Annotated in this window: 17 protein-coding genes and 1 pseudogene; 15 read left to right on the top strand and 3 right to left on the bottom strand. The window is 62.3% G+C overall.

From position 1 onward, the window contains the following. Nucleotides 1-777: 777 nt before the first annotated feature. Genes FFS45_RS29605 through FFS45_RS29595 form a run of 3 tightly spaced genes read left to right on the top strand, consistent with a single transcriptional unit; the run spans nt 778 to nt 2,669 of the window. The gene (locus FFS45_RS29605; protein ID WP_137958188.1) at nt 778-1,239 is read left to right on the top strand and encodes a hypothetical protein; all 462 of its coding nucleotides are present in this window, start codon (nt 778-780) and stop codon (nt 1,237-1,239) included. Between the two features lie 10 nt (nt 1,240-1,249). Beyond that, nucleotides 1,250-1,942 carry a protein mobD gene (locus FFS45_RS29600; RefSeq protein WP_015002982.1) on the top strand — a complete coding sequence of 231 codons (693 nt, stop codon included), beginning with the start codon at nt 1,250-1,252 and terminating at the stop codon, nt 1,940-1,942. Beyond that, on the top strand, nt 1,935-2,669 hold the full coding sequence (locus FFS45_RS29595) for a hypothetical protein (RefSeq protein ID WP_137958187.1): 735 nt from the start codon (nt 1,935-1,937) through the stop codon (nt 2,667-2,669). The genes FFS45_RS29600 and FFS45_RS29595 overlap by 8 nt, the downstream gene beginning before the upstream one ends. 30 nt (nt 2,670-2,699) lie before the next feature. On the opposite strand, the gene FFS45_RS29590 is transcribed toward FFS45_RS29595, so the two are convergent. After that, a complete protein-coding gene (locus FFS45_RS29590; RefSeq protein WP_249362982.1) occupies nt 2,700-4,487 on the bottom strand; it encodes a chromosome partitioning protein ParB in 1,788 nt (595 codons plus the stop codon). Between the two features lie 5 nt (nt 4,488-4,492). Between FFS45_RS29590 and FFS45_RS29585 the strand changes: the two are divergent. Continuing rightward, nucleotides 4,493-4,917 (top strand): annotated as a pseudogene (locus FFS45_RS29585) (hypothetical protein); the annotation flags it as partial. Here FFS45_RS29585 and FFS45_RS29580 read toward each other — a convergent pair. Next, on the bottom strand, nt 4,897-6,330 hold the full coding sequence (locus tag FFS45_RS29580) for a PLP-dependent aminotransferase family protein (protein WP_137958186.1): 1,434 nt from the start codon (nt 6,328-6,330) through the stop codon (nt 4,897-4,899). The pseudogene FFS45_RS29585 and the gene FFS45_RS29580 sit on opposite strands and share 21 nt — an antisense overlap. Nucleotides 6,331-6,573: 243 nt before the next feature. On the opposite strand from FFS45_RS29580, the gene FFS45_RS29575 reads away from it, so the two are divergent. The 7 genes from FFS45_RS29575 to FFS45_RS29545 all read left to right on the top strand — a co-directional run bounded on the left by FFS45_RS29575 (nt 6,574) and on the right by FFS45_RS29545 (nt 13,602). Next, a complete protein-coding gene (locus tag FFS45_RS29575; RefSeq protein ID WP_137958185.1) occupies nt 6,574-7,773 on the top strand; it encodes a pyridoxal phosphate-dependent aminotransferase in 1,200 nt (399 codons plus the stop codon). 136 nt (nt 7,774-7,909) lie between these two features. Next, nucleotides 7,910-8,773: a fumarylacetoacetate hydrolase family protein gene (locus FFS45_RS29570; protein WP_137958235.1), complete on the top strand. Its 864-nt coding sequence runs from the start codon at nt 7,910-7,912 to the stop codon at nt 8,771-8,773. Between the two features lie 89 nt (nt 8,774-8,862). Beyond that, complete coding sequence (locus FFS45_RS29565; protein ID WP_137958184.1) at nt 8,863-9,591, top strand: transporter substrate-binding domain-containing protein; 729 nt, start codon at nt 8,863-8,865, stop codon at nt 9,589-9,591. Between the two features lie 120 nt (nt 9,592-9,711). Continuing rightward, complete coding sequence (locus FFS45_RS29560) at nt 9,712-10,587, top strand: PhzF family phenazine biosynthesis protein (protein ID WP_137958183.1); 876 nt, start codon at nt 9,712-9,714, stop codon at nt 10,585-10,587. Nucleotides 10,588-10,625: 38 nt separating this feature from the next. Then, on the top strand, nt 10,626-11,099 hold the full coding sequence (locus FFS45_RS29555) for an Lrp/AsnC family transcriptional regulator (RefSeq protein ID WP_137958182.1): 474 nt from the start codon (nt 10,626-10,628) through the stop codon (nt 11,097-11,099). A 148-nt stretch (nt 11,100-11,247) separates the two neighbouring features. Then, nucleotides 11,248-12,663: an aldehyde dehydrogenase family protein gene (locus tag FFS45_RS29550; RefSeq protein WP_137958181.1), complete on the top strand. Its 1,416-nt coding sequence runs from the start codon at nt 11,248-11,250 to the stop codon at nt 12,661-12,663. Nucleotides 12,664-12,741: 78 nt separating this feature from the next. After that, a complete protein-coding gene (locus FFS45_RS29545; RefSeq protein ID WP_171029789.1) occupies nt 12,742-13,602 on the top strand; it encodes an aminotransferase class V-fold PLP-dependent enzyme in 861 nt (286 codons plus the stop codon). Nucleotides 13,603-13,761: 159 nt separating this feature from the next. Here the strand turns inward: FFS45_RS29545 and FFS45_RS29540 are convergent, their stop codons facing one another. Continuing rightward, a complete protein-coding gene (locus FFS45_RS29540) occupies nt 13,762-14,040 on the bottom strand; it encodes a hypothetical protein (protein WP_137958180.1) in 279 nt (92 codons plus the stop codon). A 640-nt stretch (nt 14,041-14,680) separates the two neighbouring features. Between FFS45_RS29540 and FFS45_RS29535 the strand changes: the two genes are divergently transcribed. The 4 genes from FFS45_RS29535 to FFS45_RS29520 all read left to right on the top strand — a co-directional run. After that, complete coding sequence (locus FFS45_RS29535; protein WP_137958179.1) at nt 14,681-15,592, top strand: LysR family transcriptional regulator; 912 nt, start codon at nt 14,681-14,683, stop codon at nt 15,590-15,592. A gap of 534 nt (nt 15,593-16,126) precedes the next feature. Further along, nucleotides 16,127-17,389, top strand: a complete 1,263-nt coding sequence (locus FFS45_RS29530; RefSeq protein WP_137958178.1) for an MFS transporter — start codon at nt 16,127-16,129, stop codon at nt 17,387-17,389. Nucleotides 17,390-17,524: 135 nt separating this feature from the next. Continuing rightward, a complete protein-coding gene (locus FFS45_RS29525) occupies nt 17,525-19,162 on the top strand; it encodes an NAD(P)/FAD-dependent oxidoreductase (RefSeq protein WP_249362981.1) in 1,638 nt (545 codons plus the stop codon). A 77-nt stretch (nt 19,163-19,239) separates the two neighbouring features. After that, nucleotides 19,240-19,809 (top strand): CoA transferase subunit A (locus FFS45_RS29520; protein WP_137958176.1); only part of this gene is annotated, 570 nt, incomplete at its 3' end.

Below are 19,809 nucleotides of genomic sequence, written 5' to 3'. Positions count from 1 at the left end.
CAACCGGCGGAGGCCAATCCTGCCATCCCTTGTTTTCTGTGCATTCTTTGTGGTCCAGAGTAAACCCCGTGCGCAGAGGTTTCTGCCTTCGAGTAAACGGCCGATCGTGCCGTGGAGAACGGCGTGCGTTGTCCTTGCGATGACGATGCGACGTGAGGTTGTGTCTGAGTCAACGCATTGCGTAAAACGATGTGTTAAGGGATGCGCAACCAGTGCGTCATGAACTGCGAACCAGTGGCGAACCCAATGTGTGAAGTGTGCGCGCTGCCGTGCGCTGGGTGCTCACAAAAATTCGAATGGGTATATGTGCTGATCGATGCGCTTCGCGCGGCGCACGAAAATACAAAACGAGAGAGTGTGCTGGGAGCCTATGCAAAGCTCGGAACGAGTGAAAGGATGTGGACGGTGCGATTCAAGCGGTGCGCTATGGGGCGAGCATCGAACGCGCAGACGAGAGCGAAACACCATGAGCAGTTCCCGGCTAGGCGTGTACAGTCTGCATGCCTACATGTGATGCAGCTGAAACCATAATCCGGCGTCAAGGTGATGGTCTCCGGAGTGAACGGCAAGCGCTACCCCGGCGCTCCTAAATGCGTTGGTGAAGCGTGTCGCGCGCGCACCACATTCGCAAAAAAGTGCGTTGTTCTCCTACATTCCCTTCGCTGCCGGTGTGTTCCTGCTCGGGCAAGTCGTGCGCAAAAACCGTGTTGACGCGTGCTCAGGACGTGCGCACGATGGTGTCACAGCGAAGCGTAGCCGATGTTCAGGAGGGTAACGATGCCTGTTGCGAAGGTCTATACGAAGTCGCAATGGGAGGCGTTTGGTCGCGCACTCGACGCGCTGCCGGAGAAGCCGGATACCGAACGTGGCGTGACGGTGCGCGATGCGATGAAGGACATGCGTGTGCGCGTGAGGACTGCGCAGGCGAAGGGCTATACGCTGGAGCAGATCGCGGAGCAGGCGCAGCAGCAAGGGCTCGACATCACGGCTGGGACGATTCGCTATGCACTGCGCTCGACCGGGAAAGGCGGTAGCGCAGGTGGTGTTGCGCGGCTAGCATCAGGTGCACGCGCGCCCGGTGCTGAGAAGGTGTTCACGGCGCAATCGCGGGCGCAGGATGCGACGTCTCAGACAAAGCATGTTCGCAAGGATGGGGGAAAGACGGAAGCCAGACCGCAATCCGGGCTAGTGCAGGGTGCATTCGGATTTGCGATCCGGCCCGACACCGACGATCTGTAGAGGAGTCGCGATGGACACGGCAGTCAATCCCATCTATCTCGTGGGCGGTGGCAAGGGCGGCGTTGGCAAGAGTCTTGTCGCGCTCGCGCTGGTCGATCATCTGCAGCGGCGCGGCGTCAAGCCCGTGCTGGTTGAGAATGACACGTCAAACCCTGACGTGATGAAGGCCGTGCAGGGCGAGATTGATTGCGCCGCGTTCGATCTGGACGAGGCGGACGGGTGGATCAATTTCGTGAACTACTGCGACGAGCATCGCGACGCGGTTGTGGTGGTCAGCACGGCAGCCCGCAACCAGGATGGCATCGCCCGCTACGGCGCGACGCTGGCCAGCACTCTGGGCGAGCTTGGCAGGCGACTTGTCGTGTTCTGGGTGATCAACCGGCAGCGCGACAGTCTGGAACTGCTGCGACAGTTCGGTGAAACCTTCCCTGACGCGATGACGCACGTCGTGCGCAATGGCCATTACGGCACACCGGACCGGTTCGTGCTGTATCAGGACTCGAAAATCCGCAAGAGTGTTGAGGCGAAGGGCAAGTCGCTTGACTTTCCCGAACTTGCCGATCGTGTGGCGGACGATCTGCGCAGTCAGCGCCTGTCGGTGCGCAAGGCGGCGGAGTCGCTGCCCATCGGGCAGCGCGCGGAACTGCTGCGCTGGCGGGCGCTCTATGACGCGATGTTCGCCGGGGTGACGGGCAATGCCTGAGCGGCGAGCGCGGCGAGGCCGCCCCGTCGATCCGCTCGCCCGGCTCTTTTACGACGTGACCGGGGAGAAGCCGGATGACGCGAGCCTGCTGCGCATGCGTCGGGTGTCAGTGGCCCTGAACCTGCGCGACAATGATGCGCTCTGGTCGGTGCTGGCTATGCTCGAATACTATGCGCGGCTTTACGAAGCGATGCCGGAGCGCATCGTGCAGGCAGGCAAGGGTAATCTGGACGCGGTGCGGGAGGAGGCACGTGAGGCGACGGACGCGCTAATGGCGCAGCACCGCGACGCGCTCGCGCGCTGCAAGGCGACCATCGAACTCGCAGAACGCATGGCCGTTGAGCACGAGGCGAGGTATCGCGCGACGCTCGCAGCACTGAATGAACAGGCGTTGGTCACGCAGGTGGGGCGCGCCGCTGACCGGATTGCGCGCATCGCGGGAAACCGGGTCGTGGGCACGGTAGCCGTCGCGTTGCGTGAGCATCGGCAACAACTCGACGCAGCGGTAGCTATGTTTGAGCGGGAGATGAGTGCGGCAGCGGCGCGTGCCGCGAAGGTTGACCAGATAGCCGAGAGACGGATGACGAGGGCGTTCCGTGCACTGGTGGTCGGAGCGCTGATCGTGATTCTGCTCGCGGCGGTAGTAGGTGGGCTGGCGGGGCGGTTCACCGGCGGTCATCCGGTGCGGGCAGACGGTTTGCCTTCTGCCCGCATGGGTCATACTTAGTTGGTGTCGCCTTTCATGAACACGAGGGCATCATGAAGCGCGCGCGAGGCCGGCAGCGGTTGGAAAGGGCCACGGCGGCGGCACGCCGGCTGTGGCGGGAGCCACAGCCCCATTGCAATCCGTGTTGTTGATGCCACTGTAATTGCTCCCGGGCTCGGCGGCACGGTCGTCGTCTTGCGCGTCGTCGGAACCATTGTTGATGTCCGGGTCGTGTTCGTCCTCCCCGCTGTTCCCGTCGTCGTCGCGCGCTTCCCATGACGGCGTGAACGGGATTTCCGTATCGGTGAGGATTTCCGGGAGCCACGCGACTTTCGCCAGCCGTAGTTCGGCTGCTGCCGCGGCGTCGGCCTTCTTCATCTTCCCGAGGTCGGCGGCCACCTTTGCCGAAACCGCTGCGGACACGACTTCCCCGATGCGCGCCTTGCTGACATGGTCGAAATACGTTGCACGGGTCGGGGTCCAGTACCGGGTCATGTCGAGGTTCAGCGCGCCCGCGAGCGCGCTGGTCGCCTGCGGCTTTTCTTCGCCGACGATGCCGTCGAGCAGGGTGCCGGTGCAGAAGGCAAGCAGATCGAGCAGCGTCGTCCCGGGATCCTGCTTCGCGAGCCACGGCAGCAGGTCGGTGCGTTTCGCGGGCAATTCGGCGGTCCATCGGGCGCGTTGTGCCTCGACGGCGTTCCATGCAGCACTGGTGGGCAGATCGTCCGCCGCGCGTAGCAGGCTGTCGTGATTGTTGTCGCCAGACAGCGCCAGATAGCCGCGCGCGGACGCGTAGCCGTAGTGCTCGGGCAGCGCCTGCGGAACGAGATGCCGCAACAGGGCGGCGAGCGCGACGGCGGGCTGCGCGACCATTTCGGCGTGGATAGCGACGGTGCGGTGCGCGGTGAGTCGCTGGCAGAGTTTCGCGCTGTGGACTGGCTTGATCTTCGTAACAGGACAGTCTGCCGGGTCCGCCGCTTCCGCCTGCGGCGTGCCGGAGACGGTCGCACCCGCCGCGTCCAGCGCCGCACTGTTCTCGCGCCGCACGAGACCGCGCTCGATGAGCAGTTTTCCCTGCGGATCGATGATCACGAACGCGCCCGCCTCCGCCATCTGCTGTGTATCCCACACGAGAGCGCGGCTTTCGAGTGCGACGATCGCGGCGTTGACCCGTTCGATTTCAGCATCGAGGCGGTCGGCTTCCTCATATGCATTTTCATCGTCCTCGGAGAGCGCTTCCAGCTTCCCGGACAGGTTGTCCTGCAGCACGGTGAGCGCGTCCATCTCGCGCTGTTCGTCTTCAGTAAAGGGGCGCTGGATGGGGCGCAGCTTTCCGTAGCGGTTGAGTTCCAGCAGGTCGCGCTCGACGCGGGTTTCTGTCCAGCCCCAACCCTCGGCGCGCAGTTCTTCTGCGGCTACGTCGAGTTTCTGTGCGACGAGACGCTGCAGCAGTTCGGCATCGGCAATGTAGCCTGCATTCCCGTCGTCACTGAAGAGGTCACGGCGGACATACCCGCCTGCTGCTTCGTAGGTGTCGAGACCAATAAAGCGCACAAGGCGGCTGCGGCTCGCGTCGATTTCGGCCCGCGTGATCGCCTGCCGCAGATAGTTGGGCTGGCGCTGCCAATCGTTCGCATCGAACCAGACGTGTTCCTGCGTTACATGGTTGTCCGCGAGGGCGATTGCGGCAAGCTGGTCGAGTGTGATCGAGTCCTCCCGCAGCAGTGCCAACAGCTTTGGGGATACGCTGGCGAGCTTCATGCGTCGTTTGACCGTGAGTGGTGAGGCAGAAAAGAGCGCGGCAATGTAGTCGACGCTTCGCCCTTCCTCGGCCAGCATCCGGTACCTGCGCAGCGGGCTCCCGATATGTCCTGCCTTCCGCTATGCCGCAGATCGATGCATGTCCAAGGCGACATTAAATCGGGTTACGCAGCTCGTTGCCGAACGGGCAAAAGCGGCTGGACTACCCTTGGAGCCATTCACCGTCCATGATTTGAGGCGTACAGGCTCAACGCTGCTTAACGAAGCGGGTTTCAATGGCGACTGGATCGAAAAGTCGCTGGCGCATGGAGGAGACGGGAGATCTTCGCGGGCGGTGTACAACAAGGCCGAGTATGCCGTACAGCGTCGGCATATGCTGCAGGAGTGGGCGGATATGGTCGACGCATGGGTGCAGGGAGGTGGACATAGGCCGAATCTACTGCCTTCTGATATGGGCATCTCGCCACGTGGTCTCCCCCCTCGACAATTAGCGGCCGAGCTGACGTGACGCCAGCATTCCCAATTGTCGAACACCGTCCTCCATGCGGCTGTTCCACTCGTAAGCGGCGCTCAGTCGCAGGCAGTTTCGGAAGCGCCGGCTGGCGGAGAAGACGTCTCCAGGTGCGAAACAGATTCCGTAATCCAGCGCCTCATCGAAGAGCGTGCGCGAATCGAAGTGCTTGGGCAGTTCGAGCCAAAGAACGAACCCTCCTGCCGGTCGGCTTACTTTCGTTTCGGACGGAAAACTTGCCTCGATGGCGCGCGTCATGCGTGTGAGGTTTTCATCGAGTAGGCGACGCAGGCGCCGCAAATGTGAATCATAGGCTCCGCTCTCGAGAAAATCGGCGAGTGCCACCTGAGGCAGGGCGGGGCAGCACAGACTGAACGCCAGCTTGCGTTCCATTACCTTCTGCACGCGTGTTCCAGCGGCGATCCAGCCGATTCGATATCCCGGCGCGAGGCTTTTGGAAAATGAGCTGCAGTAGATCGTATTGGCACCTCCGTCGAGTGCGATGAAAGGCTTGGGCCGTTCGCTGCCGAATTGGATATCGCCATAGACATCATCCTCGATCAGCGGCACGCTGTTTCGCGCCAGCAATTCGAGAAGTGCGCGCTTGTCCGTTTCCTCCATAGCGGAACCGAGGGGGTTACTGAATGTCGAGGACAGCACGCAAGCCGCGACCGAGCCGGCTTCGAGAATCCGGGCAAGGACACCGACGTCGACGCCGCGGGTCGGGTCGGTCGGCAATTCGAGCGCCTTCAGGCCAAGCACTTCCAGCGTATGCAGTAGACCGAAATAAGTAGGCGATTCGACAGCGATCGTATCGCCGTGCCTGGCCACCGTGCTGAGCGCAAGTGCCAGGGCTTCGGTACAGCCGTTCGTAACGAGTATGTCGTCCGGTGAAAGCACATGCCCGAAACGCATTGCACGCTTCGCTATTTCCTGACGCAGGCGCGGGTCGCCGTACGGAGGGGAATAGACGTTGTAACGCGTGCCTTGCTGTCGCGCGACCCGGGCCAGCGCCAGATCCAGCCGCTTCGACTCCAGCAATGCCGGGTCGGGCACAGCACAGCCCAGCGGAACGAGTGCCGAGTTTGCGGCATGCTCGAGCAACACTGAGACGGCACCGCTAATTGACACGGTCGACGGCTTGGCACGTGCGCGCGACGCCGACGGCAGCGCAAGCGTGCCGCGCCGCGCGGCCGCGACATAGAAGCCCGATTGTGGCCGTGCGACCAGCACGCCACGATCCTCGAGCAGCCTGTATGCCTGTAGCGCCGTGGAAACGCTGATGTGGTGCTGTTCGCTGAATGCGCGCACCGAAGGCAAGCGCGTACCCGGCACCAGCGTGCCCTTGTCGACCATTCCGACAATGAGATCGGCCAACTGTTGGTATCGGTACGGAGAGGACGTTTCCATGCAATGTTCTCGTGTCGAGGTATGGCGCGATTATCGGTCCGGCATCTGTCGCGCGACAAGCTAAATTGTGATGGTCTAGATTCGATAAATTGTGACTGTTATGGTCGTCGCCAGGGCGCTACGATACAGAGGTCCCGATCGTATCTGAACGAGTTCGGCGACATCGGAATCGATGCGCTGCGCGCACGGTGTCCGGTAGTGGATCGTTCAACACGGCAATCAGCGCAAACGAGAGGCACTCACATGAACGCTTTCGATCAGGACTCCGACCTGGACCGTCAAGTAACCCACGGCGGAGTTCGTGTCGGCCAGTGGAGGGGGCGATTCCCCTACAACGAGATCATTTCGCTGCTCGACGTGAATCGACCGTTCAACCTGGCAGAGAGCACGTCCCAAGACCTGACCGTCGGGGAGGTTCTGGACCTGGCCGGTCTCGAGTCGATTCGTGCACTCAAGCTCGGCTACAGCAAATCCGCCGGCGTCGGTGTACTTCGCGACGCCATTGCAAAGGTCTGCAAGATTCCGGCCGAGCAGGTGATCACGACGCAAGGTACGGCGCTCGGGCTTTTTCTGCTTGCATTCGAGGTTTGCCGCCCCGGCGACGAGGCGGTATTGGTGACGCCGTGTTTCCCGCCGTGCCGCGACAGTTTGCTCGGCGCCGGCGTGACGGTGCGGGAGGTGCGCCTGTCGTTCGAAAGCGGCTATCGGCTGGACATGGACCAGATCGATGCGAGCCTGTCGCCGAAAACGAAACTGGTGAGTCTTGCGTCGCCGCAAAATCCGTCCGGTATCCAGACGTCACGCGCCGAGATCGAGAAGCTGCTCGGGTTGATGGCGCACCGTGCGCCGGATGCCATTCTGTTCGTCGACGAAACCTACCGTGAGGCGAGCTATGGCGACGTGGTAGTGGTCGACAGTGTTGCAGGCTTCGACCCGCGGATCGTCACCGGCGCGTCTGTATCGAAGGCGCTCGGCGCGCCTGGCTTGCGAACCGGCTGGCTTACCGTTGGCGACGCCGATCTCCGTGCGCGTTTAACCATCGCCAAGATGAACACGGTCATCTCGGGGTCGGTGCTCGACGAAACGCTGGCTGCGTCGTTGCTGCTGCATCGGGAAGCGGTGCTCGCGCCGCGTCGGCGATTGCTCTCTGGCGCGCTAGACGAACTTGCGAGCTGGTGCGCGCGCGAGGCACGGCGAATCGAGTGGGTGCGACCCGATGCGGGCGCGCTGTGCTGCCTGCGTCTACGGGTCGATGCGCTGGACGCCGCGGCTGTTTCGCGCTTCTGGGCCGTGCTTCCCGACTATGAATTGCAGCTTGCGTCCGGCACCTGGTTCGGCGAAAGCGATCGCGTTTTCCGGCTCGGTTTCGGCTATTTGCCGCCCGAACGGCTCGGACCGGCGCTGTCCGCGCTCTCGCTGGCGCTCGACAAGGCTGCTGCTTGATCGCGGTGTCGCCGTGATGGTGACTATCCCGGTGACGAGCATGCAAATGTGGCGGGTGCTTGCGCACGGCAACGAGTCCCCCCCAAGCGCGGCGGGGCGCGTACTCACCGGAACTGCAACGGCAGGAGGCATGCCGATGAAATTGATTAGATTTGGCCCACCCGGTCAAGAGCGGCCTGGAATTATCGATGCCGATGGCACTGCGCGCGACGTGAGCAGCCTGGTTCACGATTGGTCCGGCAGTGCGCTGGAGACCCGATTTCTGAGCACATTGACCGAAGCCACTATTTCTCGGTTGCCAGCGATCGACGGGGATTCGCGTCTTGGCTCACCGATCGCGATTCCGGGAAAAATCGTCTGTATCGGTCTGAACTACGCCGATCATGCCGAGGAAACCGGGTTCGACCTGCCGTCAGAGCCGCTGCTTTTCTTCAAATCCCCGACGGCGCTGAGCGGGCCGTTCGATCCGATCGTCATCCCGGAATCCGCGCATGCAGTGGACTGGGAGGTTGAGCTGGGCGTGGTGATGGGTGGCGTTGCGCGTAACGTGCGAGCCGAGGACGCGATGTCGCTCGTCGCGGGGCTGGCGGTCGCCAACGACATCACCGAGCGAGCATGGCAGTTCGAGCGCGGCGGTCAATGGAGCAAAGGAAAAAGCGCGGACACCTTTGCTCCGCTGGGGCCGTGGCTCGTGACGCCCGATGCGCTGCCAGAGTCGCTGGATCTCGAGATCTGGTTGAGAAAGAACGGCGAGCTTCGGCAGGACAGCCGTACCAGCAGGCTGGTGTTTTCCGTCAGCCGTATCGTTGCCTATCTCAGCGAGTTCATGACGCTGTTGCCCGGCGACCTGCTGCTCACCGGGACACCTCGCGGTGTCGCATACAACAAGGCGGATCCTGACTACCTGAAAGATGGCGACGTCGTTACGTGCGGTATCGAAGGGCTCGGATCACAACGTTGTGCCGTTCACGCGGCGGTCCGGGCACGCTCGGGAGCCTGATTGCATCGGCGCACGCGCGCGGAGCAGCGAGTATCCCGTCGGTCAGGTCTGCCATCGAAATATTCACCGTTGAAACCAGGAGAACGATCATGAAAGTCAGTCTTGCCTATATCGAGGAGCCGCCGTTCTACTGGACCGGCGACGATCGCTCCCCGACCGGCGCGGATATCGAGCTCGCGAACGTGGTGCTGCACGCTATCGGTGTCACGACCATCGACTACCGGTTGACGTCGTTCGAGGAACTGCTTCCCGGTGTCAGCCAAGGCCGCTGGGATATGAACGTGCCGATCTTTGCAACGGCAGCCCGGGCCGAGCAAGTTGCATTCAGTGTGCCGGTCTGGTCGCTTGGCGATGGCTTCGTGGTCCATCGGAGCAACCCGAAGACTTTGACCAGCTACGACGCAGTGGCAAAGCGGGGAGACGCGAGACTGGGTCTGATTCCGGGACAGGTCCAGGTCGATTCCGCAAAATCTGCGGGCGTGGGTGATTCCCAGATCACGCTGTTCAGGGACCAGCCCGAGGCGCTTGCCGCGTTGCTGGCGGGAAAGATCGATGCGTTTGCAGCGACGGCCATCGGCAACAGGAACATTGCGCAAGCGAATCCCGAACTGGAGGCCGTCGCCCATGCACCGGACGCGACAGGGAGGGCGCCTGTCGGCGCATTCTCATTCAGCAAGCAGAATCACGATCTTCTTCGTGCCGTGAACGAGCAGTTGCACCTGTATCTCGGGTCGCCCGATCACCGTGCGCGAATGGCGAAGTATGGGATCACCGCGACCGAGATCGATGATGTCGTGTCCGGTAATGCGGCGAAGTGAAGCCCGTTTGAAGAGGCGTGACCGTCGAAAGACTGGTGCTGCCCGGTAGCGACGGGCGCGCGCCGATGATTACCGTCATCCGGTCGGCGGTCGCCGCACCGGGATGCGCAGGAGGCTGAAATGAATCACAGCTACGAGGTGGTCGATGTGTTCACGTCCCAGCCGCTACGGGGTAATCCCGTGGCGGTGGTGCTCGATGCGCAAGACCTGTCCAGCGAAACGATGCAGACGATCGCGCGGTGGACGAACCTGTCGGAAACGACTTTCGTGCTACCACCCACCGATATGCAGGCCGACTATCGGTTGAGGATATTCACCCCACGCAGCGAACTGCCGTTTGCCGGACACCCAACGCTGGGCAGCGCGCATGCGATCCTGAAGGACGGGCGCATTGCACCACGCCATCCCGGCCGGCTGATACAGCAATGCAATGTCGGTCTAGTCGAAGTGACAGTCGACGAACGGGATAGTGGTCGCGAGCTTTCGTTCAGGTTGCCGCCCGCGAGGATCAAGACATTGAACCCGGACGAAGTCTTCGAGCTCGAACGCATCGTCGGATGCCGGGTGGACACCCTGCATGCGCCAGCCACCGTGGATGTCGGCCCGGTCTGGGTGATCGCCTACCTCGCCGATGCAACGACCGTTCTCGACTTGCGTCCGGACCTGGCTGCGCTGGCAGCGTTCGAGCGCCGCGCTGGCGTAACCGGCCTAACCGTATTCGGCCGTCACGAGCAGGGAGGCACGGCGATCGAAGTGCGCACTTTCGCGCCGTCCTGCGGTGTCGACGAAGACCCGGTTTGCGGGAGCGGTAACGGCAGCGTCGCCGCCTACCAGTGGGCGCAGCACATCTTGCCGCCCGGCGGGTGCGAGTACCTGGCCACCCAGGGGCGCCGCGTCGGTCGAGACGGGCAGGTCAAGGTCAGGGTAGATGGGCAGGGGCATGTCCGGATCGGGGGGGCCTGCGTCAGCTGTGTGGAAGGGGTCCTCGCTGTTTAACGGACCGATGAAGACTCCGATGGGTCCAGGAGAACATCATGAAACGCGTCCTCGACAGAGTCGATACAAAAATCCTGTCGCTGCTGACTGAGAACGCACGCCTTTCGCATAACGATATCGCCGTGTCAGTCAATCTGTCCCGCAGCGCCGTGAGGCTTCGGATCGAACGACTGGAGCGTGACGGGTACATACGCGGGTACACCATTCGCCACGGCTTGCCGGAAGCAGATTCGGCGCCGATCAGGGCTCTGATGTTCGTCTACCGGAAGGACCGGATGCGGGGAGCCGACGTGATCGCTCATGTGCGGACCTTTCCGGAGGTGGTGGCCTGCGACGTAATGAGCGGCGAACTCGATGTCGTCCTGCATATCGAGGCGACCAGTTCCGAGCGCATTCACAAGCTGTGGGAGGAAATTGCAGCGCTGCAGGGTGTGCTCAACACGGTTACTTCGTTCGTGTTGACCCGCTCGAAGGATACACACTCCTGTCGAACGGATGCGGTGCCGACATGAGCGATATGTCACCTCGGCGAGCAGAACGCTCGCAACTTCGATCAGTTTGACAGATGCCTTGTGACAGTGCGCGTGGATACCATGCTTGTCAGTATTCATCGCACATCGTCTGCATTCGACATCGAGAATTGACAGGAGACCCTTCGATATGAACATGCCCGCATTCCCTGGCGAGACGCCGCACGGATTCATCACGGTGATCAATCCCTTCGACGGCGTCGAAGTGGGGACCGTGGTGAATATTCCGCCCGAGGGTGCGTCGAAGCTGATTCAGGCCGCGAAGGACGGCGCACGTGTCTGCCGCAATTTGTCCCGTTACGACCGTGCCCGCGTGCTCGAGACGTGTGTATCGCTGATCGAACGCGACAAGGACACGTTTGCCGAGCTGATTGTCGCGGAAGCCGGCAAGACGATCAGGCAAGCCGCCAAGGAAGTGATGCGCTGCGTCAACACGCTAAAGCTGTCCGCCGATGAAGCGCGCCGCAATAGCGGCGAAGTCATCCCGTTCGACGCCTATCAGGGATCGGAAAACCGGCAGGGATGGTTTTCCCGCGAGCCGCTCGGCATCATCGTTGCGATCACCCCGTACAACGATCCGCTGAATCTGGTGGCGCACAAGCTCGGACCGGCGATTGCCGGGGGCAACTCAGTGATCCTCAAGCCATCCGAACTTACGCCGCTGTCCGCCATCAAGCTCGTCAATTATCTGGTGGCCGCAGGCTTGCCATCGAACGTCGTTTCGGTTGCCACCGGCGGTGCCGCTCTAGGCGAAGCACTCGTTTCGTCGCGCGACGTGAGAATGATTTCTTTCACGGGCGGCTTCGTGACAGGCGAGAAGATCGCCCGCTCGGCCGGCCTGAAAAAGCTCGCGATGGATCTTGGCGGCAATGCGCCTGTCATCGTCATGGGCGACTGCGAGCTCGAACGGGCAGTCGAATCATGCATCTCCGGCGCCTTCTGGGCAGCGGGTCAGAACTGCATTGGTACGCAACGCATACTGATCGAATCACGCATCTACGATGCGTTCAGGGAGCGGTTCGTGGCTGGCACCCGAGTGCTGAGATATGGTAACCCGGCACTCGCGGATACCGACGTAGGCCCGATGATCAACGCACAGGCCGCGGCACGTACGAAGCAGATTGTGGACGCGGCGGTCAGCAAGGGCGCGCGACTGCTCTGTGGAAATACGCTGGACCGCTCGACATACTCACCGACCGTGCTTGAGGAGGTCGATTTCGAATGCGATCTCTGGCGGCAGGAGGTGTTCAGCCCGGCTGTCGTGCTGCAGCGGATCGAGACGCTCGACGAGGCGCTCGCGCTTGCCAATGATCCCGAATACAGCCTCCATGCCGGCATCTTCACCGGGAACCTGCAGACTGCGCTCAAGGCCGCGAAGCAACTGGAGGCGGGCGGCATCATGATCAACGACTCTTCGGACTATCGGTTCGACGCGATGCCGTTCGGCGGGTTCAAGTATGGCAGCCTCGGTCGCGAGGGCGTCCGGTTCGCCTATGAGGAAATGACGCAGCCGAAGGTCGTGTGTATCCGGAATATGCACGAATAATCCGGATGCGCGGATCTGCTTTCATAGGGAGGTCGGAATCCGAGATTTTCAATCCGTTTTTATCGAATGAGGTGGGAGATGGCAACGAAGAACATTCGACCGCGGCCCGACAAGCACGATCCGGAGACTCTATCCTTCGACAGTCAGGCTGTCCATGCGGGCAATGTCGTCGATGCAACGACGGGTGCGATCAGGACGCCGATTGTGATGGCGAATTCGTATCGATTGGCCGACGATCCGTCTTCACTCGACTGGTCCGATACGCAAGCACTGTTCTATACCCGCAATCTCGGCCACAACCAGCGCTGTCTCGAGCGGAAGCTGGCTGCGATGGAGCGGGGTGAGGACACGGTCGCTTTCAGCACGGGCGTCGCCGCGCTGCATGCGATATTTTTCACGTTCCTGAAAAGTGGCAATCACGTCGTCGTCAGCGACGTGACCTACGAAGCCGTATGGCGTCCCTTCAGCGAGCTGCTCCCGGCCCGCTACGGAATCGAGGCGACATTCGTGGATATCAGCGACCTCGACGCGGTTCGCAACGCACTGCGTCCGACAACGAAGCTGATTCACGCGGAGACGATCGCCAATCCCACTACGAAGGTGACAGACGTGGCAGCGATCGCAGCGATTGCGCACGATGCCGGTGCCCTGTTTTCGATCGATGCCACCTTCACACCACCGCCGATGTTTCGCGGGCTCGAACACGGCGCGGATTTCGTCGCCCATGCACTGACGAAGTACATCAACGGGCATAACGACGCCATGGGTGACGCTGTCATCGGACGGGCGGAACATGTCCGTCGACTGAAGGGTGATGCTCTCGTCGACGTTGGTGGCTTGATCTCCCCCTTCAATGCCTGGCTGATCACGCGCGTCACCAGTCCCAGCCGGCTATCGAACACGCGCTGTGCCTGGCCGGCGGTCCAGTTTTCTCGCTGAGACACCGGCGCAAAGTTGCGCGCACCGACCACAAAATAAATGGATGCCGCGAGGCTCGCTTCACCCAGGTGAAGGAACTGCTGATAGGCAGGGAAAGCCGGGTCGTGCGGATCGGGGGCGAGTGGCAGCCGGCATCTCGCCGGCCTTGGCCCGGCAAGATCAACGAAAGTTTTCGACCGTTGACAGGCCATGCTCCATCAAGGCAAGGAACGCGGCATTCGCCTTCTTTGCCGATGCACCGCGCCCGATCAGGCGAATCGCTTCCTCGCGCGCTGTGCGCACCGTTAGCACAATCATCCCGGCCATCAATCGCGTGAGGCCGTCAGGTTTTGCACCCCCCAGCCCGATCGCGAGTGCGTCAGTCGCTTCATCTGCGAGTTCACGCAGGCGTGCCTTGAGCGACGGGCTTGCGTCAACGATGCGCCACCCACTCACCATCTGGCAAACCTGCCATTCGCGGGATTTTAAATAAACATCTTCATTATCATTGGATTGAACAGGTTAAAATTGACGCCTGCCGTCGAAAGACCGGTATCAGGTCAGCTAATGCAAAAAACATAAATTAAACTGAAGCGGTGGTTGCGACTTTAATGGAACTGGAGCGGCCCCGTAAATCGCCCGACATGGATACCCATTTAAACTAACGGGTGGCCGTATTGGCGTTACGGATCTTGGTCGGGCGCGTGAGAATCCGTCCCCACGTCGTGTTTGCCAGCAACAGCCACGACTGCATGCTTCCCGGATTGGACGCGATCGAGATAACTCGGGTACGATAGTCACCTCCGTCCAGAAAAATGACGCCCCTCGTCCCCGGCGTGCCGCATTTTAGGAAATTTCAGGAGGTACTTTCCGTAATACGAACCCCGATTTTTTGCCAGATCCAAATGCCTAAAACATTTCCGTGTTTTTTTGTAATTAAGATTCTCTCACCGTTAATTGACAGGCATGATTTGGTTTGGGTTATCCCGATGGGCAGACGTGAGCCTGACGCGTTTCACGTCTGAATGACCGGCGTCATCCGATTGCATGAATTCGCCGGCGCCCCCATCGATCCACGCCCCGCAATATTGAGGAATTCATGGACTTGCTAGCTGCAATGCGTATTTTCGTGCGAGTCGTCGAACGCGGAAATCTGTCGAGAGCCGCGAAGGACCTTGGGCTGGGCCAGCCCGCGGTCAGCGACCGGATCGAACGGCTTGAGCAGCATCTCGGCGTGCGCCTGCTGCTGCGAAACACACGCGCCGTGTCGTGCACGGACGAGGGCTCGCTGTTCTACCAGAAGAGCAAGGTCGTGCTCGATGCCGCCGACGAGGCGCGCGCGGTGGTCACGCTCGGCAACAAGGTCGTGCGCGGGCGGATACGGATCGCCGCGCCGCACGGCCTGGGCGACGTGGTGCTGCCGAAGATCATCGAGACCATCCGCGAGCAGAATCCACAGCTCTACGTGGATATGATCCTCAACGATGAACTTACCGATCCGGTCACGGAGGGCGTCGACATCTCGCTGCGGCTCGGCCAGATTGGCGACGGCAACTTCGTTGCGCGGCGGCTTGGCCACATCCGCCGCGTGCTGGTCGCATCGCCCGAATACATTGCCGCGCACGGCTGCCCCGAGGACCCGACCGATCTTGTCCGGCATCCGTTCATCCGCGTCGCTGGGCTGTTCGCCGACGGGCAGCTACGGTTCGTCAATTCGTCGAAGGCGGCGCGCGCCGCGCCGATCAACATCGTCACCACGGTCAGCCACTGGGGGCCTGTCTATCAGCTACTGCTCAACGGGTGCGGCATCGGCGTGCTGCAGGAGATTGTCTGTGCTGAGGCGCTGAACTCGGGCCGGCTCGTCAAGCTGCTGCCGAACTACACAGTGCCGGGTTTCGACCTGAATGCGCTGCTGCCCGTCACGCGGCCGGTACCGACCAAGACGCAGATCGTCGTCAGCATACTCGAGGAGCGTCTGCCGGACTCGGTCCGGGCTCGCACCGTTACGTAGCTGATCGAGGTGTGAATTCGCGCGGTGCCGGCCTGGCGCCGCATCGTCATCCCCACCGCATCCACGCGGCATCGCGCCAGGCGATCGCGTCCATTGCGTGCTTCGCGTCCGGCACGCACCTCGTCGGCATCCAGCCAGCATCAAGCCGGCATCCAGTCAGCATCAAGCCGGCATCCAGCCGGCATCCAGCCGGCATCCAGCCGGCATCCAGCACGCGTCTTACAAACCTTCCCAACGATATCGCGCGACCGGCCACGCGAGAGCTGCCCCGTCGACGCCTGCGCACAGCATATGCCGCGTGAATAGACCGCGGGCGCCGCGCGAAATCGTTTCGGAGTCCTGTCCGTATCCCTCCGACCCGCCCCGGCAGGGTCGCGCCGGCTATTCCGGATTGCGCGCCGTTCGAGCATTTCAGCGATTCCGGGAATGGACTAATCAGCTTCTCTGATAGCTGAAATTGAAAGCTCGGCTCTACTCCGGGTTTTCCCCGTCGATTACTTTAAGCGGCAACTTCACTTCGCTCGAGGCCACTTCATGTCCAAACTTAATCTCAAACTGCTAGGCCCATGTCTGCTCGCAATCGCGATCGACGCCATGGGTTTTGGCCTGGTGTATCCGATCATGGCGGCGATCTTCTCCGATCCGCATTCGGGCATCGTCGGCGCGGCCGCCAGCCCGCAACTGCGCAACTTCTACCTCGGGCTCGGCTACGGCGTGTATCCGTTCTTCATGTTCTTCGGCTCGTCGCTGATGGGCGAACTGTCCGACGGCTACGGCCGCCGCAAGATCATGCTGCTTTGCATCTTCGGACTCGCGCTCAGCTACCTGCTGATGGCGCTCGGCGCGCTGCTGCCGAGCATCGCGCTGCTGTTGCTCGGGCGTGGCCTGAGCGGCCTGATGGCCGGCTGCCAGGGTATCGCGCAGGCCGCGATCACCGACGTCAGCACGCCTGAAACCAAGGCCTACAACATGAGCATCATGTCGATGGCCTTCAGCGCCGGCGTGATCGTCGGCCCGGTGCTCGGCGGCATCACTTCGGACCGCACGATCCTGCCGATCTTCAACTACGGCACGCCGTTCCTGCTGGTCGCCGCGCTGTCGGTGTTCTGCGGCCTGTGGACCTTCTGGTACTACCGCGACGCGAATCTGCCGAAGGGCAAGACGCGTGTCGACATCCTGCTGCCGTTGCGCATCATCTACGAAGCGGGCCGCCATCAGCGCGTCGCGTTCCTCTCGATCGTGTTCTTCCTGATGCAGGTCGGTTACGGCCTCTACCTGCAGACCATCATGCTCGTGCTGCAAACGCGCTTCGGCTATACCAGCTCGCAGTTGGGACTGTTCAGCGGTCTGATCGGCATCTGCTTCGTGTTCGGGCTGATGGTGATCGTGCGCCTGATGCTGAAGGTCTGGAACGTGGTCGACATTGCGAAGCTGGGTCTGCTGATCGCGGGCATCGGCCAGTTGCTCTCGGCGCTGCTGCCGCACGAGGGCATGCTCTGGGCGCTTGGCATGGTGGTGGGCTGTTTCGACATGGTGGCCTACACGACGATGTACACCGCGTACTCCGACGCGGTCACGGTCGAGCGGCAGGGCTGGGCACTCGGCGTCGCGGGCTCCGTGATGGCGATCGCCTGGGTGGTGACGGGCTTGCTGACCAACCTGCTGCCGGTCCTGGGCGAGTTGGGTCTACTGATGGTCGGCGGCCTGAGTTTCATCCTGAGCTTCCTGATGATGGTGGCGTACGGCCGGAAATGGTCGTCGGGTGCCGTCGGCGTCGGAGCGGGCGTGTACGACTGAGGCCGGTCCGCGGGTGGCCGCGCGCCGCCCACACGAGGCTCTTCGTGGGCCGGACCGGGTGTTTCCAACCAGGCAATTTATCGACAGCAAAGGATCAAGATGTTGACTCACAATACGCAGAAGCAGGCCTTCGACATGGCCATCGTGGGCGCGGGTGTTGCTGGTCTCTACATGTTGCACCGTGCACGGCAGGCCGGCTTGCGGGTTCGCCTCTTCGACGCGGCAGACGGCATTGGCGGCACCTGGTACTGGAATCGCTATCCGGGCGCGCGCGTGGACATCGAGAGCTTTGAATATTCGTACTCGTTTTCGCGCGAACTCGAACAGGAATGGCACTGGACCGAGCGCTACGCCTCGCAGCCCGAGCTGCTGCGCTACTTCGATCACGTCGCGACGCGCTTCGGGCTTTACGAGGACATCCAGCTCGGCACGCGCATCGATTCCGTTGTGTTCGACGAGCGCGATGAGGCCTGGCGCATCGAGACGCAGGCCGGCGAGACCTTCGGCGCGCGCTTCTGCGTGATGGCGACAGGTTGCCTGTCGGCGCCGAAGGTGCCCGACATTCCCGGCTATGGCAGCTTCGGCGGCGAGACCTACTTCACGTCGCGCTGGCCGCAGCAGAGCGTGCAGTTCGCCGGCAAACGCGTCGCGGTGATCGGCACGGGATCCTCGTCGATCCAGCTCACGCCCGTGGTGGCGCGCGAGGCGGCGCACCTGACGGTGTTCCAGCGCACACCGAACTACAGTATTCCGCTGCGCAACCAGCCGATGGACCCTGCGTACGAGGCGCGCATGAAGGCGAACTACGCCGAGTTGCGCCGCATGGAATGGCAGTCGCCGGGCGGCTTCGTGTGCGTCGGCGGCGAACCCCGCCAGCCACTGCGCCTGCCGGCGATGTCGGTGTCGCAGGAGGAGCGCCAGCGCGAGTTTCAGGCACGCTGGGACGCGGGCGGCCTCTGCCTCTACACCTCGTACAACGACCTGCTGACCAACGAATCCGCCAACGCCGAGCTGTCCGAATTCGTGCGCGCCAGGCTGCGCGAGAAGATCGACGATCCGGCGCTGGCCGACAAGCTCGTACCGCGTGACCACCCGATCCTGACCAAGCGGCTGTGCGCCGACAGCGGTTACTTCGAGGCGTTCAACCGCGACAACGTCTCGCTCGTCGACCTGCGCGAGACGCCGATCGAATCGATCACGACGCACGGCATCGTCACGGGCGGCGTCGAGCAACCCTTCGACATCATCGTGTTCGCGACTGGTTTCGACGCGGTCACGGGCGCCTTGCTCAACGTCGATATCCGCGGCCGACGTGACCTGTCGCTGCGCGAGGCCTGGCAGGATGGCCCGAAAACCTACCTCGGCCTGATGAGCGCCGGCTTCCCGAACCTGTTCAACATCGCCGGCCCCGGCAGCACCGCGTCGCTGAGCAGCGCGGTCCCCTGCGACGAACACCAGGTCGACCTCGTCATGAAGCTCGTCGAGCGCACGCTGCAGGGCAACGCGGCCACCGTCGAGGCGAGCGACGACGCACAGGGCGCCTGGACGGCCCGCATCTTCAAGAACGCCGAGAACTCGCTGATCCACCGGACCAACTCGTGGTACGTCGGCGCGAACATTCCCGGCAAGCCGCGGGTCGTGCTTCTCGACCTCGAAGGCTTCGACGCCTACATGGCGTTCTGCGACGACGTGATCGCCCACGGCTACGCCGGCTTCGTGTTTGGCGGCGCCCGTAGCGTGGACGAACTGGCGGAAAGCGTCGCGCAAGCCTGAGTCACGGATCGTTCCCTCCTTTGCCGCACTCGCGCCGGCGCTTGCCGGTACGAGGCGGCCTCCCTGAGGAATTCGCAATGAGCAAGCTTCATTCAAGTGCGGCCGCCGCGCTGGACGGTATCGTCGCGGACGGCCAGACGTTCGCCGTCGGCGGCTTCGGCCTGTGCGGCATTCCCGAGGCGCTGATCGCGGCGCTGCGCGCGAGCGGCGTGCGCGATCTGACCTGCATCAGCAACAACGCGGGTGTCGACGGTTTCGGCCTCGGCCTGTTGCTCGAGACGCGCCAGATCAGGAAGATGATCTCGTCGTATGTGGGCGAAAACAAGGAGTTCGAGCGCCAGTACCTGGCCGGCGAGCTCGAACTCGAATTCACGCCGCAGGGCACGCTCGCCGAGAAGCTGCGCGCGGGCGGCTCGGGCATTCCGGCGTTCTTCACCAACACCGGCTACGGCACGCTGATCGCCGAGGGCAAGGAAACCCGCCAGTTCGGCGAGAACCACTACGTGCTCGAACATTCGCTGACGGCCGACGTCTCGCTGGTCAAGGCATGGAAGGCCGACAAGTCGGGCAACCTGATCTATCGCCGCACGGCGCGCAACTTCAACCCGATGTGCGCGATGGCGGGCAAGATCACGGTGGCGGAAGTC

It is taken from the genome of Burkholderia sp. 4M9327F10 (assembly GCF_005503145.1).
In the GTDB taxonomy this organism is placed as follows: Bacteria; Pseudomonadota; Gammaproteobacteria; order Burkholderiales; family Burkholderiaceae; genus Paraburkholderia.
The sequence above is the reverse complement of the archived record's forward strand: the minus strand, read 5'-3'. Positions and strand labels throughout refer to the sequence as shown.